Origin of the sequence: Streptomyces parvus (genome assembly GCF_014648875.1) — a bacterium.
In the GTDB taxonomy this organism is placed as follows: Bacteria; Actinomycetota; Actinomycetes; order Streptomycetales; family Streptomycetaceae; genus Streptomyces; species Streptomyces parvus.
On the sequence record NZ_BMRY01000003.1, the window covers coordinates 716,257 to 741,148 of the forward strand.

At 71.2% G+C, this 24,892-nt stretch carries 10 protein-coding genes; 5 read left to right on the forward strand and 5 right to left on the reverse strand.

The window, feature by feature from the left end:
* Window positions 1-7 precede the first annotated feature (7 nt).
* A complete protein-coding gene (locus IE140_RS13520; RefSeq protein WP_229826775.1) occupies window positions 8-14,809 on the forward strand; it encodes a non-ribosomal peptide synthetase in 14,802 nt (4,933 codons plus the stop codon).
* 204 nt (window positions 14,810-15,013) lie between these two features.
* A complete protein-coding gene (locus IE140_RS13525) occupies window positions 15,014-16,114 on the forward strand; it encodes a DUF1156 domain-containing protein (RefSeq protein WP_225683221.1) in 1,101 nt (366 codons plus the stop codon).
* Between the two features lie 75 nt (window positions 16,115-16,189).
* Here IE140_RS13525 and IE140_RS13530 read toward each other — a convergent pair whose 3' ends face one another.
* The 4 genes from IE140_RS13530 to IE140_RS13545 all read right to left on the reverse strand — a co-directional run bounded on the left by IE140_RS13530 (window position 16,190) and on the right by IE140_RS13545 (window position 20,537).
* A complete protein-coding gene (locus IE140_RS13530) occupies window positions 16,190-17,038 on the reverse strand; it encodes an ABC transporter permease (protein ID WP_176741841.1) in 849 nt (282 codons plus the stop codon).
* Between the two features lie 9 nt (window positions 17,039-17,047).
* A complete protein-coding gene (locus IE140_RS13535; protein WP_093444287.1) occupies window positions 17,048-17,980 on the reverse strand; it encodes an ATP-binding cassette domain-containing protein in 933 nt (310 codons plus the stop codon).
* 91 nt (window positions 17,981-18,071) lie between these two features.
* On the reverse strand, window positions 18,072-19,277 hold the full coding sequence (locus tag IE140_RS13540; RefSeq protein WP_150192903.1) for an acyltransferase family protein: 1,206 nt from the start codon (window positions 19,275-19,277) through the stop codon (window positions 18,072-18,074).
* A 66-nt stretch (window positions 19,278-19,343) separates the two neighbouring features.
* A complete protein-coding gene (locus IE140_RS13545) occupies window positions 19,344-20,537 on the reverse strand; it encodes a cytochrome P450 family protein (protein ID WP_150192902.1) in 1,194 nt (397 codons plus the stop codon).
* Window positions 20,538-20,816: 279 nt separating this feature from the next.
* On the opposite strand from IE140_RS13545, the gene IE140_RS13550 reads away from it, so the two are divergent.
* Both IE140_RS13550 and IE140_RS13555 read left to right on the forward strand, forming a co-directional pair.
* Window positions 20,817-21,815 carry a methyltransferase gene (locus IE140_RS13550; RefSeq protein WP_150192901.1) on the forward strand — a complete coding sequence of 333 codons (999 nt, stop codon included), beginning with the start codon at window positions 20,817-20,819 and terminating at the stop codon, window positions 21,813-21,815.
* On the forward strand, window positions 21,812-22,981 hold the full coding sequence (locus IE140_RS13555) for a tryptophan 2,3-dioxygenase (RefSeq protein WP_093444291.1): 1,170 nt from the start codon (window positions 21,812-21,814) through the stop codon (window positions 22,979-22,981). Before IE140_RS13550 ends, IE140_RS13555 begins: the two co-directional genes overlap by 4 nt.
* 65 nt (window positions 22,982-23,046) lie before the next feature.
* On the opposite strand, the gene IE140_RS13560 is transcribed toward IE140_RS13555, so the two are convergent.
* Window positions 23,047-24,285 (reverse strand): sensor histidine kinase, encoded by a 1,239-nt coding sequence (locus tag IE140_RS13560; RefSeq protein WP_150192900.1) that lies wholly within the window; start codon window positions 24,283-24,285, stop codon window positions 23,047-23,049.
* 68 nt (window positions 24,286-24,353) lie between these two features.
* On the opposite strand from IE140_RS13560, the gene IE140_RS13565 reads away from it, so the two are divergent.
* Window positions 24,354-24,890, forward strand: a complete 537-nt coding sequence (locus IE140_RS13565; protein WP_225683218.1) for a hypothetical protein — start codon at window positions 24,354-24,356, stop codon at window positions 24,888-24,890.
* The last annotated feature ends 2 nt before the right edge of the window (window positions 24,891-24,892 follow it).

The following is a 24,892-nucleotide window of genomic DNA, read 5'->3' on the forward strand; positions in this document are numbered from 1 at the left end:
CAGCAAAGTGACAAAGCCGGGGTTCATCGACATCTGGCCGCTGTCGCCGCTTCAGAAGGGCATGCTCTTCCACGCCCTGTACGAGGAGCAGGGTGCGGATGTGTACGTCATCCAGATGGCGTTGGACCTGCGGCGCGCCCTGGACGTGCCGGGGCTGAGGCGGGCCGTGACCGGGGTGCTCGCCCGTCACGACAATCTCCGCGCCTCCTTCCGCAACCGGAAGTCCGGCCAGCCGGTCCAGGCGATCCTGCGCGAGGCGGACCCGGACTGGTCCGAGACCGACATCAGCCATCTGACCGGCGACGAGCGGGCGGCCGAGCTGGGGCGTCTCCTGGAGGAGGACCGCGGCCGCCGGTTCGACCTGACCCGGCCGCCGCTGAGGTTCTCGTTGATCCGGCTCGGCGAGGAGGAGTACCGGTTCGTCTTCACCGCGCACCACATCCTGCTGGACGGCTGGTCCATGCCGCTGGTGCTCGGCGAGCTGATGACCCTGTACAACAACGGCGGTGACACCTCGGCGCTGACGCCGGTCGTCCCGTACAAGGGCTACCTCGGCTGGCTCGCGGAGCAGGACCGGGACGAGGCCGAGCGTGCCTGGAAGCGGGCGCTGGCGGGGACCGGCGGGCCGACGCTGATCGCCCCGCCCGGCTCCACCGCGGGCCCGGCCCTGCCCGAGACCCTGATCGAGCAGGTCCCCGGCGAGCTGTCGGCGGCGCTGGTGGAGCGGGCCCGCTCCCTCGGACTGACGCTCAACAGCGTCGTCCAGACGGCGTGGGGCATGGTGCTCGGCGGACTGACCGGCCGGGACGACGTGGTGTTCGGCGAGACCGTCTCGGGCCGTCCGCCCGAGCTGGCCGGCTCCGAGAAGATGGTCGGTCTGTTCATCAACACCCTGCCGGTGCGGTTGACGATCGACCGTTCGCTCCCGTTCGGCGACCTCGTGCGCCGGCTCCAGGACCAGCAGGCGGAGCTGATCGCCCACAAGCACCTGGGCCTGGCCGAGATCCAGCAGCTCGTGGGCGGCGGGCCGCTGTTCGACGCGATCACGATCTTCGCCAACTACCCGATCGACACCGATGCGCTGCAGTCGTCCGCCGACGACATCGGGGCGGTGGCCGCGACGACCGTGGACGCCACGCACTACGCGCTCAATCTGGAGGGGACGGTCCGGGGCGACCGGATGACGGTCCGGCTGGACCACCGGCCCGATCTCTTCCCGGTGGGGGCCGGACGCGAGATCCTCGACCGGCTCCTGCGGCTGCTGGCCGCCTTCGCCGAGAACCCGGACCGGCCCGCGGGCGAGGTGCCGCTCTTCACGGCCGAGGACCGCGAGCGCCTGCTGCCGTCCCCGGCCTCCGCCGTGACTCCGGCCGCGGCGGAGGCCGTACCGTCGGCGGCCGCCGCGGATCCGGCTGCGTCCGGTGAACCGCGCGACGAGCACGAGGCGTTGCTGTGCCGGCTGTTCGCCGAGGTGCTCGGCACCGAACGGGTCTCGGTCCACGACAGCTTCTTCGAGCTGGGCGGCGACAGCATCAGCTCGATCCAGCTGGCGCACCGGGCCCGGAAGGAAGGCGTCGCGCTGAGCCTGCGCGAGATCTTCGAGCACCGGACCGTCGCCCGCCTCGCCACGCTCGGGGGCGTCGCGCAGCCCGCGCCGGTGGTCGCGGACGACGGCACCGGCCCTCTGACGCTCACCCCGATCATGCACTGGCAGCAGAGCCTGGGCGGTCCCGTCGACGCCTTCAACCAGACCATGACGGTGCCGGTCCCGGCCGGGCTGGACGAGACGAAGGTGCGGGCCGCCGTGCAGGCCCTGCTCGACCACCACGACGCGTTGCGCATGCGGCTGGACCGCGGTCCGGACGGCGGCTGGGCGCTGGAGATCGCCGAACGCGGCGCCGTCCCGGCCGAGGACTGCGTCCGCCGGGCCGAGGCGGCCGACGGGGCGGCGGCCGAGGCGCAGGTGCGCGCGGCCATGGAGCGCCTCGCCCCCGGGGACGGCCGGATGGTCCAGGCCGTCTGGTTCGACGCCGGTCCGCGGCAGGAGGGCCGGATCGCCCTGGTGGTCCACCACCTGGCCGTCGACGGTGTGTCCTGGCGCATCCTGCTGCCGGACCTCCAGGCGGCTCTCGCCGCGCTGTCGGCCGGCGACGAGGTGAAGCTGGAGCCGGCGGGGACATCACTGCGGCGGTGGTCGGAGGCGCTGGGACGCGAGGCCCTGTCCGAGCGCCGGACCGAGGAGCTGGAGCTGTGGCGTTCGGTGCTCCGGACGCCCGATCCGCTGCTGACGGAACGCCCCCTGGACTCCTCCCGCGATGTGGTCGGCGTCGCACGCCAGCTGACGATGTCGCTGCCGGCCGAGGTGACCGACGAGTTGCTGGGCCGGGTGCCGGCGCGGTTCAACGCCGGTCCGGACGAGGCGATGCTGACCGCGCTGGCCATGGCGGTCGCCCGCTGGCGCCGGGAGCGGGGGCGCGGCGAGGACTCCGCGCTGCTGGTGGGCCTGGAGGGCCACGGCCGTGAGGAGTTCCTCGACGACATCGACCTGACGCGTACGGTCGGCTGGTTCACGAGCCTGTACCCGGTGGCGGTGGATCCGGGAACCGACGGGCCCGAGCTGTGGTCCGGCGGCCCGGCTCTGGGGGCCGCGTTCAAGGCGGTCAAGGAGCAGCTGCGGGCGATCCCGGACAAGGGCATCGGTTACGGCATGCTGCGCCACCTCAACCCCGCCACGGGCCCGGAACTCGCGGAGCACGCGGAGCCGCAGGTCGGCTTCAACTACCTGGGCCGGATGGGCGGGGCGGACACCGAGGAGGCCGCGGACACCGCCGCCGGCGCGGTGCGCGTACGCGATCTCACCGGGGCGGGCGACGCGGCGATGCCGCTGGCGTACGCCCTGGAGCTCAACGCGGCAGCCGTGGACTACCCGGAGGGGCCGCGGCTCGTCGCGTCCTGGACCTGGTCCGGCGAACTGCTCGGCGAGGACGAGGTCGAGCGGGTCGCCCGGTACTGGTTCGAGGCGCTGGAGGCGCTGGCCGTCCATGCCGCCCGTTCGGACGCCGGCGGTCTCACCCCGTCCGACCTGCCGCTGGTGAACGTGGACCAGGCCGGGATCGACCGGATCGAGTCCGGGGCCGGGACCGCGGGCGTGGTGGACATCCTGCCGCTCTCGCCCCTCCAGAAGGGCCTGCACTTCCACGGCCTGTTCGACGACGCGGCCTCGGATGTCTACACGATCCAGACGATCCTCGAACTCCACGGCGAGGTCGAGGCGTCCGCACTGCACGCGGCGGCCCGGAGCCTGCTGGCCCGCCACGACAACCTGCGCGCGTACTTCGTCGAGGGCGAGGCCGGTCCCGCGCTCCAGGTGGTGCCGCGCGACGCCGGGCTCCCCTGGGCCGAGGAGGACCTCGGCCACCTGGACTCGGACGACGCCGCCGCCCGCTTGCGGTCCCTGCTCGCTGCCGACAGGGCGGAACGTTTCGATCTCGCCGAGCCCCCGCTGCTCCGCTGCATGCTGGTCCGGCTGGGGGAGGGGCAGCACCGCTTCGTCCTGACGGTTCACCACATCGTGCTGGACGGCTGGTCGATGCCGCTGCTCGTCAAGGAGCTCTTCGAGCTCTACGGGCTCCACCGGAACGGTGACGACCACCGTGCGCTCCGTCCCGTCACGCCGTACCGGGACTATCTCGGCTGGCTGGCCGACCAGGACCGTACGGCCTCCGAGGAGGCCTGGCGACGGGCGTTGGACGGCATCGAGGAGGTCACCATCCTCGCCCCGGACGCCACGGGCAGCGCGCCGGCGGTTCCCGAGCGCTGGAGCGTGGAGGTCCCGGAGGAACTGGTCGCGGCAGCACGGCAGCACGGCGTGACGGTCAACACCCTGGTACAGGGCGCGTGGGGGCTGACGCTCTGTGCCCTGACGGGCCGCGACGACGTCGTGTTCGGCAACACCGTCTCCGGCCGCCCGCCGGAGCTCGGCGACGTGGAGAACATGATCGGCCTGTTCATCAACACCCTGCCCGTCAGGCTGACCATCGCACCGGACCTCTCGCTGGCCGGGCTCCTCCAGCGTCTCCAGGAGCAGCAGACGGCGCTCATGGCGCACCAGTACCTGGGCCTCGCCGACGTGCAGCGGCTGGCCGGGACCGGTGAGCTGTTCGACACCCTGGTGGTCTTCGAGAACTATCCGGTGGAGGCCGAGCCGCTGCGCCGGGCCGCGCAGGAACTGGGCGTGGTCGACGCCGAGGTCCGCGACGCGGTCCACTACCCGCTGGCGCTGCTGGCGACCCAGCGCGGGGACCGGATGACGGTGGACTGGTCCTACCGTCCGGATCTGCTGGAGCCGAGTGAGGTCCGCACGATCTCCGAGCGCTTCCTGAGCGTGCTGAGGGCGTTCGCGGAAGACGCGTCGCGGCCGGTGGCCGGACTCGACCTGCTCACCGGAGCCGAGCGGCAGCGTGTGCTCGTGGAATGGAACGACACCGCCGCCGAGGCCCCGGACCGGTCGGTGACCGAAGCGTTCGAGGCCCAGGTGGCCACGAGGCCGACGGCGACCGCCCTCATCGATGAGGACGAGGAGCTGTCGTACGCGGAGCTCAACGCACGCGCGAACCGGATGGCCCACTGGCTGCTGGAGCGGGGTGCCGGGCCCGAGCGGTTCGTGGCCGTGAAGCTGCCGCGTTCGGCCGGCCTGCTCGTGGCGCTGCTCGCCGTGCTCAAGACGGGAGCGGCCTATGTGCCGGTCGACCCCACGCTCCCGGCCGACCGGATCGCCTACCAGCTCCAGGACGCCGACCCGGTCCTGATACTGACCGAGCAGGAGGCGGCAGGCGCGGAGCTGGACGCGTACCCGGCCACCGACCCGAAACTGCCGAGGCTCGCGGCTCAGGCGGCGTACGTCATCTACACCTCGGGTTCCACCGGACGGCCCAAGGGCGTCGTGGTGCCCTCGGGCGCGATGGCCAACCTGCTGGAGGCCGTCCAGGAGCATGTGCGGCTGACCCCCGCGGACCGGCTGGCCGCTGTGGCCACGGTCGGTTTCGACATCGCGGTCATGGAGCTCTACCTTCCGCTGCTCAGCGGCGCGGCCGTGGTGCTCGCGGGGCCGGACACGGTGAAGGACCCCGAGGAGCTGGCCGGTCTCATCGCGCGGACCGGCGCGACCGTGATGGAGGCCCCGCCGAGCCTGTGGCACGTACTGGAAGGTGCCGTGCCGCACGCTCTGCGCGGTCTGCGCAAGGTCACCGCGGGCGAGGCCCTGACGGCCGACCTCGCCCAGCGCCTGTGTGCGCTGGGAGGCACCCTGACGAACCTGTACGGCCCCACCGAGACGACGGTCTACTCGACCGGCACCGACATCGACGGTACCCACGTCACGATCGGCGGCCCCCTCGCCAACACCCGGGTCCACGTCCTGGACGCGGCCCTGCGACCGGTCCTGCCGGGCGTGGCCGGCGAGTTGTACATCGCGGGTGCCGGACTGGCCCGCGGCTACCATCGCCGCCCCGCCCTGTCGGCGGAGCGGTTCGTGGCCGATCCGTACGGGCCCGCGGGTTCCCGTATGTACCGTACGGGCGATCTGGTGCGCTGGACGGAGGACGGGCGGCTGAGCTACCTCGGCCGCACCGACTTCCAAGTCAAACTGCGCGGCTTCCGCATCGAACTCGGCGAGATCGAGGAGGCCTTGAACGCTCACGTCGACGTCGGCCGCGCGGTCGTGAGCGTCCGGGAGGACCGCCCCGGTGACAAGCGCCTGGTCGCCCACCTGACACCGGCCCGGGGACGTTCGGCGGACCCGGCCGTGTTGCGCGCGCACCTGGGCGACGCGCTGCCGGCCTACATGGTGCCGTCGGCGTACGTCGTGCTGGAACAGCTGCCGCTGACCCCCAACGGCAAGGTGGACCGCAAGGCCCTGCCCGCCCCCGAGACCGCGGGGGCCGTCGGCGGCCGAGCCGCGCGCACGGATGCCGAGGAGGCGCTCGCCGGACTGTTCGCCGAGTTGCTCGGTGTGGAGCGGGTCGGGATCGACGACAGCTTCTTCGAGCTCGGCGGCGACAGCATTCTGACCATCCAACTGGTCACTCGTGCGCGCAAGGCCGGATTCACGTTCAGCCCGCGCGATGTGTTCGCGTACAAGACAGTGGAGGCCCTCGTGGCAGCAGTGGACGCAGCGGAGGAACCGGCGGCCCGGCCCGCGACCGGGACGGCCGACGGCGTCGGTGACGTACCGGTGACTCCGATCATCGACTGGCTGCGTGAACTGGGCGGCTCCGTGGACCAGTTCAACCAGACCATGTCACTGCCCGCCCCTGCGGGACTGACCGGGGAACTGGTGACGGAGGCCGTTCAGGCCGTCCTGGATCACCACGATGCCCTGCGGATGACCCTGACCCGGATCGGCGGGAACATCGCCTGGTCGCTGGAGACCGCCCCGCCCGGCGCCGTCCGCGCCGAGGACTGCCTGCGCCGGGTCGATCTCGACGTACTGGTGCGGGCCGGAGCGTCCGAGGCCGATCTGGACGAGGAGGGAGCGCGGGCGACGGCGGAGGAACAGGCGCTGCTGGACCCCGACTCCGGAAAGATGCTCCGGTTCATCTGGTTCGACATGGGCCCGGACGCCCCGGGGCAGCTGACGGTGATCGCCCACCACCTGGTGGTCGACGGAGTGTCCTGGCGCATCCTCATACCGGACTTCCAGGCGGCTTTCGCCGCCCTGCTCAAGGGCCATCCGATCGAGCTGGAACCGGTCGGCACCTCCTTCAGGCGCTGGGCCCAGCATCTGAACGCAGCCGCCGCGGAGCCCGCGCGGCTCCAGGAGCTGGCACTGTGGAGCGAGGCTCTCGCCGTCGAGGACACGCAGCTCGCCGACCGTCCGCTGGACCCGGCCCAGGACACGGTCGGCACGGCGTCGGTGCTCAGCGTCAGCCTTCCGCCGGCGGTGACGGAACCACTGCTCGGCCGGGTACCGGCCGCCTTCAAGGCGGGGATCAACGACGTGCTGCTGACGGCGCTCGCCATCGCCGTGCGTGACTGGCGCGGGCGGCAGGGCCGCGGCGACGCCCCGTCCGTCCTCGTCGACCTGGAGGGCCACGGCCGCGAGGAGATCATCGACGGTGTCGACCTGTCGCGCACGGTCGGCTGGTTCACCAGCAAGTATCCGGTGCTGCTCGACCCGGGCGAGCTGCCCGCCGACGAGCTGTTCGGCGGCGGGCCCGCTGTCGGCACCGCGCTCAAGCGGATCAAGGAACAGCTGCGCGCCATTCCTGACAATGGCATCGGCTACGGGCTGCTGCGCCATCTCAACCCGCAGACCGCCCGGGTCCTGGCCAGGTACCCGGAGCCGCAGATCGGCTTCAACTACCTGGGCAGGCTCGGCGCCGCCGAGCCGTCGGAGGACCCCACCCGCGCCACCGTGCAGGACCTTTCGGGCGTCGCCGAGACAGCGATGGTCCTGCCGCACCTCCTGGACATCAACGCCCGTACCGTCACGCGCCCGGACGGCCACTGGCTGGCCGTCTCCTGGACCTGGCCCAAGGCGCTGTTCCCCGAGGAGGCGATCCACGACCTGTCCCAGGCCTGGTTCACGGCGCTGGAGTCGCTGGTCGCCCATGTCGAGGGCGTGCCCGAGGCGGTTCTCAGCCCCTCGGACCTTCCGCTGGTGAACGTCACCCAGGACGAGATCGAGACGCTGGAAGCCGCTCACCCCGGGCTCCAGGACGTGCTGCCGCTCGCGCCCCTCCAGGAGGGCCTGCTGTTCCACGCCTTGTACGACGAGGGCGGTCCGGACGTCTACAACCTTCAGACCGTCCTGGACCTTCGGGGCGAACTGGACTCGGCGGCCCTCCAGGACGCCGCCCGTGCGGTGCTCGGCCGTCACGACATCCTGCGTGCGGCCTTCCGCCCCGGAGCTTCCGGTCAGTCGCTCCAGGTCATTCCGCGCGACCTCCGCCTCCCGTGGACCGAAGTCGATCTGAGCGGGTTCGCACCGTCGGACCGGGAGGCCGCGCTCGACCGGCTGCTCGCCGACGACGTCGCCCACCGGTTCGACGTCACCCGGCCGCCCCTGCTGCGCTTCACCCTGGTCCGGCTGGGCGAGGAGGAGCACCGGCTGCTCTTCACGCACCACCACATCCTGCTCGACGGCTGGTCGGCCCCGCTCGTGATGGGTGAGCTCTTCGAGCTCTACGGGCGCCGCGGGGACGTCTCCGCGCTGCCCGCGGTGGTGCCGTACCGCGACTACCTGGGATGGCTGGCCGGGCAGGACCGCGCGGCCGCCGAGGAGGCCTGGCGTACGGTCCTGGACGGACTGGACGAGCCGACGCTGATCACCCCCTCGGACACGGGCCGCAACCCCGTGCGGTCCGCGTCCTGGGAGGTGGGGCTCTCGCCGGAGACCACCGCGGCCCTCACCGCCCAAGCCCGCCGCCACGGGCTGACGCGGAACACCGTGGTGCAGGGCGCGTGGGCGCTGCTGCTCGGCGGGATCACCGGCCGGGACGACGTCGTGTTCGGCGAGACCGTGAGCGGCCGGCCGGCCGAACTGCCGGGCGTGGAGTCCATGGTCGGCCTGTTCATCAACACCCTGCCCGTGCGCGTCCGGATCGAGCAGGGGGACAGTCTGCTGAGCCTGCTGGACCGGTTGCAGAACCAGCAGCTCGACCTGTTGCCGCACAAGTACGTGGGCCTCGCCGACATCCAGCGCCTCGCCGGTTTCCGTGAACTCTTCGACACCGCGACCGTCTTCGAGAACTTCCCGGTGGACGCGAAGGGTCTCCAGGAGTCCTCGCAGGGGCTCGGCGTCGTCGACGCGCGGCTGGAGGAGGCCACCCACTTCGCGCTCGGCCTGTCCACCGCGGACAACGCGCACTCGCTCGGTCTGAACGTCACCTACCGGCCCGACCTCTTCACCGAGGCCGACGCGCGGGAGTTCGGCGACCGGCTGGTACGCATCCTGTCGGCCTTCGCGGACGACCCCGAGCAGCGGATCGGAGGCATCGGCGTCCTCTCCGCCGACGAGCACCACCGGGTGCTGGTGGAGTGGAACGAGACCGGGCACGAGGCGGCGGCCGCGACCTTCCCCGCCCTGTTCGAGGCGGCTGTCGCCGCATGGCCGCAGCGCACCGCCGTGATCGCGGACGACCGGCAGCTGACATACGCCGAACTCGACGAGCAGGCCAACCGCTGGGCGAATCTGCTGATCGGACGCGGTGCCGGCCCGGAGGACCGGGTCGTCGTCGCCGTACCCCGGTCCCCGCTGTGGCTCGCGGTCACCCTGGGCGTCCTCAAGGCGGGCGCGGTCTATGTGCCCGTGGACCCGGACGGCCCCGCCGAACGCCTCGCCCACCTGCTGGAGGACGTGCACCCGACCCTGGTGCTGGCCACCGAGGGCGGCGCGGAACTCCCCCTGTCGCCCGGCACGGCCGCGCCCCTGCCGGTGGACTCCGCGCAGACGGTGGCGGCGCTGGCCCGGGCGGCCGCCACCGCCCCCCGTGACGCGGACCGGGTGCGTCCGCTCGCCCCCGCCAACGCCGCGTACGCCATCTACACCTCGGGTACCACCGGCCGTCCCAAGGGCGTCGTCGTCACCCATGCCGGCTTCGCCGATCTGGCGGCCTCGCACGCCGGGAACCTGGCCGTCGAACCGGATTCCCGGGTGCTCCAGCTGATCGCGCCCAGCTTCGACGTGTCGGTGGCGGACCTGTCGATGACCCTGCTGAGCGGAGCGGCTCTCGTTCTGCCGGACGGCAACGGTCAGCCCGTCGGTGACGAGCTGACCGCGTTGATCCAGCGGAGCGCCGCCACCCATCTCCAGCTCGCGGCGGGCACGCTGGGCACCCTGCCGCCCGACGCCCTGCCGAGTCTGCGGACCCTGGTGACCGGGGGCGAGCCGTGCTCGCCGGAGCAGATCGCGCTCTGGTCCGCGGGCCGCCGGATGATCAACGCGTACGGGCCGACCGAGACCATGGTGTGCGCCACGATGAGCAGCCCGCTGTCGGGCGCCGTCCAGCCGCCCATCGGCCGGCCGCTGCGCAACCGTCAGGTGTACGTGCTCGACGGGCATCTGCGGCTCGTGCCGCCGGGCGTGCCCGGGGAGCTGTACATCGCCGGCGCCGGGCTCGCCCGCGGTTATCTGGACCGGGCCGCGCTGACGTCGGAGCGGTTCGTCGCCAACCCCTTCGGTCCGCCGGGCGGGCGCTTCTACCGGACCGGTGACGTCGTGCGCTGGACCGCCGACGGCGAGCTGGAGTACGTCGGCCGGACCGACGGCCAGGTGAAGATCCGCGGCTACCGCGTCGAGCTCGGCGAGATCGAGGCCGTCATCGGCGCGCGTGCCGACGTCGAGCAGGTCGTGGTGCAGGCCAGGGACAGCGCGCACGCCGGCCGCAGGCTCGTCGCCTATGTGGTGCCCGCGGCGGGGTGCCGCTTCGACGGACAGGCCGTCCGCGACGCCGTCGCGGCGCAGCTGCCCGAGTACATGGTCCCGGCCGCGGTCATGGAGCTGTCCGCGATACCGCTGACAGGTCCCGGCAAGATCGACCACCGGGCCCTGCCGGAACCCGTGTTCCCCGGTGCGTCCGAGGGCCGGGCCCCGCGCGACGAGCGGGAGGAGACGCTCAGCGCCCTGTTCGGCGAAGTGCTCGGTCTCCCGCCGGTCGGCATCGACCACAGCTTCTTCGACCTCGGCGGGCACTCCCTGCTCGCCACGCGGCTGGTCAACCGGGTCCGTTCCGCCTTCGCGGTGGAGCTTCCGGTGCGGGCCGTCTTCGACGCGCCGACCGTCGCGACCCTGGCCGAGCGCATCGAAGGATCCGCCGCGGCCCGGCCGGCGCTGGGGCCGGTCGAGCGGCCGGACGAGATCCCGCTGTCCTACGCACAGCGCCGCCTGTGGTTCATGGACCGTACGGGCAACGGCGACGGGCGCTACAACATCCTGCTGTCGGTGAGGCTGCTGGGCGACCTGGACACCGGTGCGCTGCGGTCGGCGCTGGCGGACGTGGTGGCCCGGCACGAGAGTCTGCGTACCGTCTTCCCGGCCGACGAGGGCGTGCCCCGTCAGCGGATTCTCGCCCCGGCGGAGGCGGCCGTGCCGCTGACCGTCGAGGAGGCGGGCCCGGACGGACTGGACGCGGCCCTGGCGGCCGCCGCCGCCAAGGGCTTCGACCTCGCGGCCGAACTGCCGCTGCGCGGCCACCTGTGGCAGCTCGCCGGACGCGAGCACGTCCTGCTGCTGGTCCTCCACCACATCGCGAGCGACGGCTCCTCGATGGCTCCGCTCGCGCGGGACCTGGGCGCCGCGTACGAGGCCCGGGTCGCGGGCAGGACTCCCGAGTTCGCGCCGCTGCCCGTGCAGTACGCCGACTACACGCTCTGGCAGCGGGCGGGGCTCGGTGACGAGGGGGACTCGGACAGCGCCATCTCCCGGCAGCTCGCGTACTGGCGTTCGGCCCTGGCGGAGCTGCCGGAGGAGCTGAGCCTGCCGTACGACCGTGCGCGTTCGGCCGAGTCGGGCAACCGCAGCGGGGAGGTCGCGCTGCCGCTGACCGTCGAACAGGTCGACGCCGTCGTGAGTTTCGCCCGGACGTCGGGCGCCAGCCTCTTCATGGTCGTCCAGGCGGCGGTGTCCGCCCTGCTGCACCGGCTCGGCGCGGGGACGGACATCCCGCTGGGTTCGGTGGTGGCCGGACGGACCGACGAAGCGCTCGACCAGCTCGTGGGCTTCTTCGTCAACACGCTCGTGCTGCGTACGGACATCTCCGGGGACCCGGACTTCGCGGAGCTGGTGCGGCGGGTCCGGGCCGGCAACCTGGAGGCGTACGGCAACCAGGAAGTGCCCTTCGAGCGGGTGGTCGAGGAGCTGGCCCCGGTGCGGGTGGTGAACCGCAACCCGCTCTTCCAGACCGCCGTCAGCTACCAGAACAACGAGGAGGCGACGCTGGAGCTGCCGCGCCTCACCCTGGCGCCCCAGCCCCTCGGCTCGGACGTCGCCAAGTTCGACCTCTCGTTCAACTTCGAGGAGGAGCGCGGCGCCGACGGTGCCGTCACCGGTCTCGGCGGCGTCATCGAGTACAACAGCGCCCTGTTCGACGCCGCCACCGTGCGGTCCTTCGCGGACCGGCTGGTGCGGCTGCTCACCGAGGCGGTGCTCCACCCCGACCGGCCTCTCAGCCACTACGAGGTGATGTCGCCGGCCGAGCGGAAGCTGTTGCTGGAGGAGGTCAACGACACCTTCCGGGAGGTGCCCGAGGGGACGATCGCCGACCTGTTCGAGGCCCAGGCCGTCCGGACCCCGGAGGCCGTCGCGATCGTCGGGAACGGCACGGCACTGAGCTACGCGGCCCTCGACGCCCGCGCCAACCGCCTCGCGAACCATCTCATCGCGACCGGCGTCCGGCCGGGATCCGCCGTCGCCGTCCTCCAGGAGCGGTCGGTCGACCTGGTGGTCTCCCTGCTGGCCGTGGCCAAGACGGGCGCGGCGTACGTACCGCTGGACTCCCGCTACCCGGCGCCGCGACTGGAGCTGATCGTCGAGGAGACCGGGTGCCACACCCTGCTCACCGACCGGGCCGGCACCGCGACGGAGTTCCGCCACGGGGCGCGGACGGTGGTGGTCGACGAGGACCCCGCCATCCCGTCGGCGGACGCGAGCCTTCCGGACGTGCGGCGGCGCGCGGACGAACTGGCGCTGATCATCTACACCTCCGGCTCCACCGGAGCGCCCAAGGGGATCGGCGTCACCCACCGCGACGTGGTGGCCATGGCGAACGACGAGCACTGGCGGACCGGGCACGAGAGGCTGCTGGTCCACTCGCCGCAGGCCTTCGACGCCCTGTCGTACGAACTCTGGGCCGGCCTGCTGGGCGGCAACCAGCTGGTGGTCGCCCCGCCCGGGCGGCTGGACGCCGAGGTGCTGCGGGGCCTGGTGGCCGAACACGGTCTGACCGCCATGTTCCTGACCACCGCCCTCTTCAACCTCCTGGCGGAGGAGGAGCCGGAGTCCTTCACGGGCATGAGCACAGTCCTCACGGGCGGCGAACAGGTGTCGCCCACCGCGATCCAGCGGGTCCTGGACGCCTGCCCGGAGACCGAGGTGGCGCACGTCTACGGCCCGACCGAGACCACGACGTACGCCACGCGGTACGGGATGCGCTCGCCGTACCGCGTGGGCCGGACCGTGCCGATCGGCAGGCCGCTGGACAACATGCGCGCCTACGTGTTCGACGACCGGCTGCGGCCCGTACCGCCGCAGGTCGCCGGTGAGCTCTACATCGCCGGTACCGGAGTGACCCGGGGTTATGTGGGCAGGCCCGGACTGACGTCCGAGCGGTTCGTCGCGGATCCCTACGGGCCGCCCGGCAGCCGGATGTACCGGACGGGGGACGTGGCCCGCTGGGACACCTCGGGACAGCTCGAATTCGTCGGCAGGGCCGACCAGCAGGTGAAGATCCGCGGTCTGCGGATCGAACTCGGAGAGATCGAGGCCGCGCTGGACGCGCAGCCGGAGGTCGCCCAGGCCGTGGTGGTGGTTCGCGAGGAGGAGAGCGGCGGCAGGCATCTGGTCGCCTATGTGGTGCCGGCCGCCGAGACCGGGTCGCTCGACACCGCTGTCCTGAAGAAGGCGGTCACGGCGAATCTGCCCGACTACATGGCGCCCACCGCCTTCGTCGTCCTCGACGCCCTGCCGCTCAACACCAACGGAAAGGTGGACCGCAAGGCGCTGCCCGCACCCGAGCTGAGGACGCAGGCCGGTGGCCGGGGGCCGCGCAACCCGAAGGAGGAGCTGCTGTGCCAGATCTTCGCCGAGGTGCTCAAGCTGGCGCGGGTCGGCATCGACGACAGCTTCTTCGAACTGGGCGGTGACAGCATCGTCTCCATCCAGCTGACCAGCCGGATCAGGTCGGTCTTCGGTATCGAGCTGTCCAACCAGAGCATCTTCCAGGCGCCCACCGTGGCCGGTCTCGCGGAGCTGATCGGCGTCGGGTCCAAGGAGCAGGGCGCCGGCTTCGAGGTCATGCTGCCGCTGCGCGCCGGGGGAGAGCGGCCCCCGATCTTCTGCCTGCACCCGGTGGGCGGCGTGGGCTGGATGTACACCGGGCTGATGCGGCACCTGCACCGCGACTACCCGCTCTACGCCGTCCAGGCCAGGGGCCTCGCCGAGGAGGAGCCGCTGCCGGAGACGGTCCCGGAGATGGCGGCCGACTACCTGGCCCGGATCCGGGAGGTCCAGCCGTCCGGCCCGTACCACCTGCTGGGCTGGTCGATGGGCGCGCTGCTGGCCCAGGAGATCGCCGTACAGCTCCAGCGGCAGGGGGAGGAGGTCGCCCTCCTGGTCAACCTCGACCAGCCCCCCATGACCGAGGAGATGGTCGGTGGCGGATTCGTCGCCGCCGACGACCAGAAGGTCCTCGCCGCGCTGCTCGACTTCGTCGGCCGGGACCCGGGCATGTTCGGCGACGGGCCGCTCGACCACGCCGAGGTGATGAAGGTGCTGCGGGAGGAGGGCAGCGCGCTCGCGACCTTCGACGAGCGCCAGATCCTGCGCATCGGCGAGGTGACCAACAACAACTGGAGTCTCTCGGTCGGCTATGTGCCTCCGGTGTACGACGGTGACCTGCTGCTCATCGCGGCCACCGAATCGGAGGACCCTGCGTACGGGGTCGAGCACACGGTGGAGAAGATCGCGCCGCACATCGGCGGCCGGGTCGAGGTGGCCCGGATCGGCTGCGAGCACCGGCAGCTGCTGCAGCCGGGGCCGGTGGCTGAGATCGCCCGGGTGCTGCGCGAGAAGCTGCGCGCACTGGAGGCCTGATACCGGCCCCCGGAGTCCCTACGGAGCCCTGACCGGGACGGTGGCTCCCGGACCGCTTCGGCGGTCCGGGAGCCACCGCCGTTGTGACCGGAACCGCTCCCGGGCTCTACCGATCGGCAGATGCGGCGGAGGGGGCAGGCCCGGGATTCTTGGACAGACGTCAACAGACGCCGCATTTGCGGGGTGAGGAAGAGGAAGTCCGCCATGGCGAAATCGGCCAGCGAAGAGCGAATCCGGGAGCACCACACCCATCCGGCGACCCGCGGCTCCTGGTGGGCGAGATGGCCGGAGTGGTCCACCTACCTGGCGGTGCTGTGGTCGGTCCTCTACGGGCTCGCCGGGCTCTACTGGGCGATGGGCGGCGATGGCTATCCCTTCGAGAAGACGATCGAGGACCGCTCCTCGGTGTCGATCCTGGAACCCAGCCGGGCCGAGGTCGTCGCCCCGCTGATCGTGCTGTTCTGCGCCGTGGGTGTGGTGGCCGGCGTCCTGATGCTGCGGAACCGGGCCATCGGGCGGTCCCGCAAGGCGGTCCTGGCGGTCGGCTGGGTCACGGCCTGTGTGCTGGCCTTCCTGATCCCCGACTACTCGCTGCTGGGCCTGCTCGCGTTCTCGCCCGTCCTGGTGGTGTTCATCTTCACCGGGGTGCCGGGACAGCAGGACCTGGGCGACATCGTCTACTGGCACCGCGGGAACCTGATCATCGTCTTCATCGGCGGACTGCTGTGGGCGGCGGCGACGATCGCGTACCAGCGGCGCAGCAGCAACCAGTGCGAGCACTGCGGGCGGGGCGCGAAGGCCGCCGGGGCGTGGACCGAGCCGGCGGCGGCGCTGCGGTGGGGCCGCTGGGCCGTGTGGGTGTCGGTGCTGTCGACCCTCCCCTATGACATCACCCGTCTTGCCTGGTACTTCGGCTGGCCGCTCGGGATCCCGGACGATTTCCTCAAGGACATGGAGGAGACGCCCGGCATGATGGAGATGGGGCTGGCGCTGGCCATCGTGTCCACGCTGGGAAGCCTGCTGTCGCACGGGCTGGTGAGCCGCTGGGGCGAGGTGTGGCCGCGCTGGGTCTGGTTCAAGAAGGGCAAGAGGATCCACCCGGCCACCGCGATCGTGCCCGCCTCGATCGTCGCCGTGGTGCTCATCCCGGGCGGGCTGATGAACTTCCGCGCGGTCGAGGCCGACGAGTGGGGGGCCGCGGGGCCGGGCATCTTCTGGGTGCTGTGGGGAGTGGCGCTGGGTGCCGCGACCTTCTCCTACTACCTGCGGCGCCGCAGCCAGTGCAAGTACTGCCACGAGGGATGACGCGGCGCCGCTGAGACAGAACCGCGTGTGGGCCCGGAACCGACTGGTTCCGGGCCCACACGCGGTTGCGGGGGTTCAGGCGGACCGGCGGAAGCTCCTGATCGCCAGGGGCGCGGTGATGGCCACGATCACCGCGCAGATGCCGAGCGGAGCCAGCAAGGTGCCGGCGTCGACCTCACCCATGCTCAGGTCGCGCGCGGCCGTGATGGCCTGCGACATCGGGTTGACGGAGGCGAACGTCCGCAGCCAGCCCGGCAGGCCCTCGACCGGGACGAAGGCGTTCGAGGCGAACAGCAGCACCAGGTTGAGGATGCCTCCGATCGGCTGGAGCGCTTCCGGGCGGCGCAGCCATGCGGACATGGCCATGAAGACCCAGCCCAGCGACCAGCTCAGGGCCATGGCGATCGCCAGGCATCCGGCCGCGCCCAGGAACCCGCCGGCCGGGTCGAACCCGAAGACGAGGGCGCCGGCCACCAGCAGCGCCAGCATGTTGACGCCGGCGAGCGCGGTGTCGGCGATGCTGCGGCCGACCAGCACGGACCCGGTGTGGATGGGCATGGACCGGAACCGGGCGATGATCCCGTTGTTCATCTCGGTGGTCAGCGCGACACCCGACTTGAGGCCCGCGCTCACCGCGCTGGTGACGAGGAAGGCGGGCAGCAGGAAGTCGATGTAGCTGACGCCGGGCGGGAAGGCGGAGGTCTGCGAGACGCTCTTGAACACCTGGCTGAACACGGTCAGCATCAGGATGGGTTCCAGTACGCCGGGCAGGACCATGGCGGGATCCCGCAGTACCCGCAGGGACCGGCCGGACAGCACGGAGATCTGCCGCAGGATGCCCGACCCCTGATAGCGCGGCGCGGCGGGCCCGGGTTCATCGATTGCCGGGCGGCCTTCGGCCGCCTGTTCGGTGACGGTGCTCATCGGACTTCCCTACCTAACAGCGCTGGAGTGGTTCAGGGCCATGTACACGTCGTCGAGCGTCGGTTCCGCGTAGGCGAGCCCGGCGATGTCGGCGCCCGCCTCGTCGGTGGCCCGTACGACCGTGGCGATCTCCGTGGAGTCGTGTACGGGCACGATGAGCACCAGGCCGTCCTCGTCGTCGGGCGCGGGGTCGAGCCCGGACCGGCGCAGGACCTCGGTGGTGCGGAGCACGGCCTCGTCGGTGCGCAGGGTGACGCTCACATTCCGTGACCCCGCGCGGCCCTTGAGCTCCTCGGCGGTGCCCGAGGCGACGATCCGGCCCTTGGCGAGCACGGTGATCGAGTCGGCGAGGTAGTCCGCCTCGTCGAGGTACTGGGTGGTCAGGAGAACGGTCGCACCGTCCTTGACCAGCCGCTCGACCACCTGCCAGAGGCCGCGCCTGGCCACCGGGTCGAGCCCGGTGGTCGGCTCGTCCAGGAAGAGCACGTCCGGCCGCCCGACCAGGCTGGCCGCCAGGTCGAGCCGCCGGCGCATGCCACCGGAGTAGGTCTTCGCGCGCCTGCGGGCGGCGTCGCTCAGCTGGAAGATCTCCAGCAGTTCGTCGGCGCGGGCGGCCGCCTCGGCCCGCCCGGCGCCCAGCAGCCGGGCGATGAGGATCAGGTTGTCCCGGCCGGAGAGCGTTTCGTCGACGGCCGCGTACTGGCCCGTCAGCCCGATGCGACGGCGGACCTCCACGCCGTCGCCGACCACATCGAACCCGGCCACCCGTGCGCGGCCCCGGGACGGCCGCAGCAGGGTGCTCAGTATGTTGACGAGTGTCGTCTTACCGGCCCCGTTGTGGCCGAGGAGCCCGAGAACGGACCCCTTCTGCACACTCAGGCTCACATCGTCCAGCGCTGCCACCGACCCGAAGGTCTTGCTGAGACCGGCGACTTCAATCACTGCATCCACATGCTTGTCCTTCGTTCGGCCGTCCTTCACAAGGGGGTCCGCACAATCGAACAGCAAGGAGGCGAGGAGTAGCGCGCCAGTGTCAATTCTTCAAATCGGCCGTCGGCTCCAGTGCCGGTCCGTCAGCAGGCCCGTCCGCAGGTCCGGGCCGCTGCGCCCCTACCGGGGTTCTGGGACGGGACTTGCCGATACGGCGCGAGACCGGGCGCTCGAAGCCGTGGCACAGGATCCAGGCCACGGCGATGGACAGGACATAAGTGAGGGCGATCATGCCGAGCGCCTGGAGCAGCGGCCAGGTGCGCTCAGCCCTGCCGATCGGCCCGAAGATGATCACGAGGGTGTGGGTCAGGTAGAAGGCGAAGGCCAGTTCGCCCAGCCGGACCATGGTCCGGCGCTGGAAGAAGGTGCGCTCTCCCGCGATGTCGGCGGCCGCCGCGGAGGTCACGATGAGCGCGAGCGGGATCGTGGTGGGCAGCACCAGGCCGAAGGTGCCCGGCAGCCACAGGCTGCACAGGTAGCCGGGCACGACCGTCAGGAGCGCCGCCCAGAGGGGGATCCGTATCCACTGGCCGGTCTGCAGGATCCGGGCCATGACGATGCCCAGGACGAAGTCCAGCATGCGGGTGGCCGGATGGTTGAAGACCGCCCACTGCTGGTCCCAGGACGCGTTGATGAACGGGGTCTCGGGCGCGGCGGAGACCACCAGATGGGCGACGACCGCGACCGCGACGATTCCCGCCACCACGGATCCCGCCGACAGCCAGAGCCACCGCGCGGGAATCCTGCGGATCACCCGGTACAGCAGGGGGAACGACAGATAGAAGAGCAGCTCGACGCTGAGCGACCAACTGGGCCCGTTGACACCCCAGAAGACGACCTCGTCCGACGTCCACGCCTGGACCAGGAAGAGCGACGGCAGGGTGTTGCCCCACGTCGGATCCATGCCGCGCTCGGTCAGCAGGAGCACCGCGACCAGGCACACCAGGATGTGGGAGGGGAAGATCCTCGCCAGCCGGCGGCGCCAGAAGCTCGTCGGGCGGTCGTCCTCGCGGGCCGTCCAGGCCAGGATGAATCCGCTCAGCATGAAGAAGAAGCCGACGCTGACGAACCCGATCTTCCCGAAGTACTCGTTGAGGTTCTCGTTGAGCGCCTGATCGGTGAAGACGCCGACCTGGATGATGTGCAGGACGAACACGGCCGTGGACGAGACGCACCGCATGCCGACGAGGGAGGGCAGAAGCGATCTGCCGCGCTGTGGGCTCTGCTCCGTGTGACGCGGGGAGGACATGGGGAGAAACCGTTCTCGTGAGGGGACAGGGGGGAAGCGAAAGCGAAATGGGGGAACCGCCCGGCCTCAGTTGCCGGGGGTCCAGCGCACGGGCAGCCGGCGCACACCGCGGATGAGCATTCCGGAGACCCAGGGAAGCTCCGCCGGATCGGCGTCGAGCTCCAGATTCGGACAGCGCTCCAGCAGTGCGCGGATGGCGATCTGCGCCTCCATCCGGGCGAGCGGCGCACCCATGCAGTAGTGGATGCCGTGCCCGAAGGCCAGATGTCCGCGGGGGTCCCGCCGGATATCGAACTCGGCGGGCGCGTCGAACCGTTCGGGGTCGCGATTGGCCGAGTTCAGTCCTACGAGCACGTACGCGTGACGCGGAATGACCACGCCGCCGATCTCCACCGGCTCGGTCGTGATCCGGTCCGTCGCGGTCTCGACGGCGCCGTCGAAACGGAGCATCTCCTCGACAGCGTTGTCAAGAAGCGACGGATCGGCCCGGAGGGCGGCCATCTGGGCCGGGTTGTCGAGCAGCGCGCGGACACCGTTGGAGATCAGGTTGATCGTCGTCTCGTGGCCGGCGATGAGCAGGAGGAAGCACATGCCGAGGAGTTCGTCGTCCGAGAGCCGGTCGTCCTCGTCGGTCATGCCCACCAACCCGCTCAGCAGGTCGTCGCCCGGGTTCACGCGCTTGTCCTCGGCCAGCTTCACCAGGTAGGTCGCGACGTTCTGCGCCGCGACCGCCTCGGCCATGGGGCTGGTGGGGGTCATCAGCTCCGTGGACCAGGCGTGGAAGGTGTCGACGTCCTCGGTCGGCACCCCGAGCAGCTGGAAGATCACCGTGATCGGCAGCGGCAAGGCGAGCGCCTTGACGAGGTCGGCCCGGTGGTCGGGGGCCGCCAGCATGGCGTCGAGCAGTTCACCGGTGACCCGCTCGATACCGGGTCGCAGCGCCTCGATCCGGCGCCCGGTGAATTCACGGACCACGAGTTTACGCAGCCGGGTGTGGCGGGGTGGGTCGCTCTGGAGCATATTGCTGAAGGATCCGGCGCCGGGCTCCTCCCCGAGCAGCATCGGAAGCGGCTGCTTGCTCAGCCGGGCGTCCATGAGTGCCTCGCGTGCCTCCTGATATCCGACGATCAGCCAGACCTCCTGCCCGTCAGGAGTTCTGACTTTGTGTACGGGGCCGCGCGCCCGCAGCTCTTCGTAGACCGGGTACGGATCGATCGTGAATTCTGAACCGTCAGCGCCCAGATCGATTAATTCAGTCATGAATGGCAACTTTTTCTGTCGGACTGCAAATGGACTGCAAGAACCCTAAGCATCTCTATCCGGCCCGGACGTGCGCGCATTGATTTTTTCGAATTAACTTCGGCGAATTGGCTGAATATATCGATCGAGTTGAGCAAACTTGTCTATCGAAATCTTCGCTACAGCCTTCTGCGACCAGGCCCGGCACGGCCATGCTGGCCTCGTTCGCCGCTCAGGCATGCGCATATCGGACCGTGCAGCACTGATGGCTGGGCGTCTGAAAGCTACCGAGGGGAACCGATGCCTTCCAGCAGTCTCGACCGAGCCATGTTCGGGTTGTTCTCGACACATGCTCTGCATCTGGCCGACAAGCACGGTGTCTTCGCCCGGCTGCTGGCCGAAGGCCCGGCCACCCCGGCGTCCGTCGCCGCCGCCCGGGGGATCGACGAGGAGACCCTGGAGCGGCTTCTGCTGGTCCTGGCGTCGGTGTCGGTGGTCGAACGGGGCGCCGACGGCACGTACCGCGTCGCGGAGGGGCTCGGCCCCTTCCTCGACACCGAAAGCCCCCGCTACATCGGCGACTTCGTGCGTCACCTGGTCACGAACACGACGGGGCAGCTGGACCGGCTCGACGACTACCTGACACGCGGCAAGGCCGTCGCGGACGCGGGCCGGCCGACGCCGTTCGACACGATCTACCGGGACGAGCAGGCCACCCGCGAGTTCCTCGACGCCATGTGGAACCTGAGCTTCGGGGTGTCCGAGGAACTGGTACGGCTCGCCGGACTCGACGACGTCCGGCAACTGGTGGACGTGGGCGGTGCCAGCGGCGCGTTCGCGGTGGCGGCACTGACCCGGTACCCGGAACTGAACGTCACGGTCTTCGATCTCCCGGAGGTCGGCCCCTTCCTGGAGCAGACCCGGGGGGAGCAGGGTCTCGACGACCGCCTCGCCTTCGCCGGCGGCGACTTCTTCCGCGACCCGCTGCCCGCGGCGGACTGTCTCTCCTTCGGCTACATCCTCTCCGACTGGGACGACAAGACCTGCGTCGATCTGCTCCGCAAGGCGTACGACGCCTGCGCCGACGGAGGCCGAGTCCTGCTGATGGAGCGTCTCTTCGACGAGGACGGCGGCCCGTTGGCGACGGCGGTGATGAACCTCTCCATGCATGTGGAGACCGAGGGACGGCACCGCACGGCGGCCGAGTACGAGGGACTGCTGCGGGAAGCCGGCTTCGCGGACTGCTCCGTGCACCGCTCCACCTGGGACAAGCACCTGGTCGTCGGGAGGAAGGCATGACCACGGCGCCGGCCCTCGCCACGGAACGCTTTCTGACCGCCCAGCAGCGGGAGATCGCGCGGTTGCAGCGGATGCGCGGTCGCGCCTGCCTGGAGCCCGCGGAGGCGGACGCCCTCGCGAGCCTGCACGACTCCCTCCCCCTCGATCCGGCCGGCGCCGACGAGGCCACCGCGCTGCTGACCCGGTCGGTCAGCCGCGAGCTGGAGATACCCGAGTACTACCGCTACACCTGCCTGCACGTCTACGGCTGGTTCCTCGACTTCTTCCCCGACGACCCCGTCGCCGGGGCGCTGCTGGCTCTGCACACCACCCTGACCGATCTGCTGGAGGTGGAGCGCGCGGCGTGGGTGGCGGGTACGGAGCCGGAGTGCGGCGACGAGCGGATCAAGCGCCTGGACCACGCGACCGTGGCCGTCCGCGCCACCGTCGTCAACCATCTCCTCCAGGTCCGGATCGGGGACCTCGTCGACCGGGCCGCGGCCGATCCGGAGCTGGCCCGCCGCACCGCGCTGCTGGCCGAGTGCACCCGGTTCCCGCGCTCCGACCGGCACGAGGAGAACGTCTTCCTGCGCGCGGTCCAGTGCTGCGAGACCCTGTTCTTCCTGATCCGCCGGCTCTCGGTGGAGACGACCGCGAACAAGGACGAGTTCCCGGCGCGGGCCGCCGCCCGGCTGGAGCTCGCCGTCGTCTGCGCCGGTCTGCTCAACGACGTCTTCGGCGTGCTGCGGACCATGACCCCGGAAGGCTTCATGACCTTCCGGGACTTCACCGGTGCCGCCAGCGCCGTCCAGTCGCTGAACTACCACACGATGGAGATCTCGGTCTACGGGTACGACCCGCGCAAGGCCGAGGTGTTCAAGGCCGTGGACCACCTGGAAGTGCTCAACGACGACCGAGTCCGAGCCCACCGTCCGTTGTCGGCCTCCCTCGCCGACACGGCCGACCCGCGGCTCCGCAAGGGCTGGGCCGAGCTGGACAGGGCGCTGGCCAAATGGCGCGGCGGGCACTACCGGTTCGCCCGGACCTACCTTCCCTCGGACACGCCCGCCTCCGGCGGCACCGACGGGGCGGCCTATGTGAAGCGGTTCGTCAAGAAGGACGCCTGCGTGGCCGGCGCCGACCCCTTCGGCGGACTACCGCTCCTCTCCGGCTTCCTCTACCGATGAGAGGACCGGACGTACCGACGGGACGGCCGGGCCTACCCGCGGGACGGCCGGGCGCTCATCACCTCTCACGCCCGCGCCGTTGTCCCGTGCAGCGGCAGGGTCGCCAGGACCCGCCAGCCGTCGTCGCCGTAGGGGCCCGCGGTGAACTCCCCGCCCAGCACGGCGACCCGCTCGGTGAGGGCCAGCAGACCCGTACCCCCGCCGGACCGGTTCCCGCCGAAGCCGGCGGGGCCGATGGCCTGTGCGCTGTTGCTGACCTCGACGACCAGGGCCCGTTCCCGGCCGTCGTCGGCGATGCGCACCGAGACGCGTACCGCCGTCGTGGACGCCGCGTGCCTCCGTACGTTGGTGAGCGCCTCCACCACCGTCCGGTGCGCGGTCTCCGCCACCTCCCGGGGCACCTCCGCGATCGCCTCGTCGGTGAGCGCGCACTCGTAGCCGACCTCGGTGTAGCCGGAGGTCGTGAACCGCTGCACCAGGTCGGCGATGTCACGCACCCCGTACGGAGCGGAACGCACGTCCCCCGCACCCGCGGACGAGCCGTCCGCACCGGAGGTGTTGAGCATCGAGACGGTGCGGTCGAGCGAGGCCAGCGCCTGGAGCCCGGCGGCCTCGATGCGTTCGAGGAGCGGCAGCACCTGTTCGTGCCGGCCGGCGCCGCCCACCACCTGCGCGGCCTGGGCGAGCACGACGATCCCCGAGACGTCGTGCGCCACGAAGTCGTGCAGATCGGCGGCGAGTTGGGTGCGCTGCGCCTTGCGTGCCTCGTGCACCGAGCGCGTACGCCGCGAGTCCAGCGACCTCAGATAGCCGCCGACCACGGCCGCGCCCCCGCCGACCAGCATGAACATCGCGCTCTGCCCGAGCGTCTGCGCGACGGTCGGTGGGATCTCGAGACGCAGCAGTACGGTCGACTCGCTGAGGGCCAGCGCGCCGCCCAGCGGCAACGCCCGGCGGGGCGGCTCGAAGCGCACGACCATGAAGATCATGAACAACGACACGGTGATCTCGACCAGGGCCATCAGCCCGGCGTGCCCCTCCGACCTGGAGGGGCGCCCGATCAGGGTGCCGAGCGCGGTGACCACGGCGACCGTGGCCGCCGCCGGGGCGAGCACCGGCCGCGCCTTCGGCCACCAGCCCAGCACCGTGAAGGTGACCACGACCGTCACGGCCATCGGTACGACGGTCTTCCAGCCCGCCTCGGTCCAGGTGAACACGGCCGCGAGCAGGGCGAGTACGGACACGCCCGTGCACGCGGCCCGGGCAACCCCGGCAGGCAGGCCGCGATGTGGATTCAGGAGCATTTCCCGGAGTGTAATCAGCCGTGTGCCGCCGCGTGCGGTCCGCCCGCTGACGGATCGGAGATCATGAGATGAGCACGGGTGAACGGACCGCCATGGACCGCCTTCTGCCCCACTGGCACTTCAGGGAGGTGCACAGCCTGGCGGTCCCGGCGGACCAGGAGACGGTGATGTCCGCCGTCTACGAGGCCGTCTGGTCGGAAGCACCGATCGCACGCGCCCTGATGGCGGTGACGGGCGCGGACGTGTCGGCCGAACGGCGCATCGTCACCGACTCGCTGAGCGCCATGGGCGATGTCATCCCCTCCGGCGGCGACGAGTTCCTCTTCGCCGGTATCCAGGCGCTGGACGACATTCCCCGGCCGGAGGGGACCACCGCCGAGCTGGTGGAGCGGTGCACGGACCCCGGGATCGTCAAGGTCGGGATGAACGTCCGGTTCGCCGGGGGAGTGCTCAGCACGGAGACCCGGGTGCTGGCCACGGACGAACGGACCCGCCGCAGGTTCCGCCCCTACTGGCTGTTCATCCGGTTCGGGAGCGGTCTCACCCGGCAGTCCATGCTGCGCGCGATCCGCGGACGGGCCCTGCGGCAGGCGGCCGCGGGCTGACG

Excerpts from the sequence above, each read along its gene's own strand:
- IE140_RS13525 (WP_225683221.1), top strand. The coding sequence starts at position 15,014 with ATGGCGAAATCGGCCAGCGAAGAGCGAATCCGGGAGCACCACACCCAT.
- IE140_RS13530 (WP_176741841.1), bottom strand. The coding sequence starts at position 17,038 with ATGAGCACCGTCACCGAACAGGCGGCCGAAGGCCGCCCGGCAATCGAT.
- IE140_RS13540 (WP_150192903.1), bottom strand. The coding sequence starts at position 19,277 with ATGTCCTCCCCGCGTCACACGGAGCAGAGCCCACAGCGCGGCAGATCG.
- IE140_RS13545 (WP_150192902.1), bottom strand. The coding sequence starts at position 20,537 with ATGACTGAATTAATCGATCTGGGCGCTGACGGTTCAGAATTCACGATC.
- IE140_RS13550 (WP_150192901.1), top strand. The coding sequence starts at position 20,817 with ATGCCTTCCAGCAGTCTCGACCGAGCCATGTTCGGGTTGTTCTCGACA.
- IE140_RS13555 (WP_093444291.1), top strand. The coding sequence starts at position 21,812 with ATGACCACGGCGCCGGCCCTCGCCACGGAACGCTTTCTGACCGCCCAG.
- IE140_RS13560 (WP_150192900.1), bottom strand. The coding sequence starts at position 24,285 with ATGCTCCTGAATCCACATCGCGGCCTGCCTGCCGGGGTTGCCCGGGCC.
- IE140_RS13565 (WP_225683218.1), top strand. The coding sequence starts at position 24,354 with ATGAGCACGGGTGAACGGACCGCCATGGACCGCCTTCTGCCCCACTGG.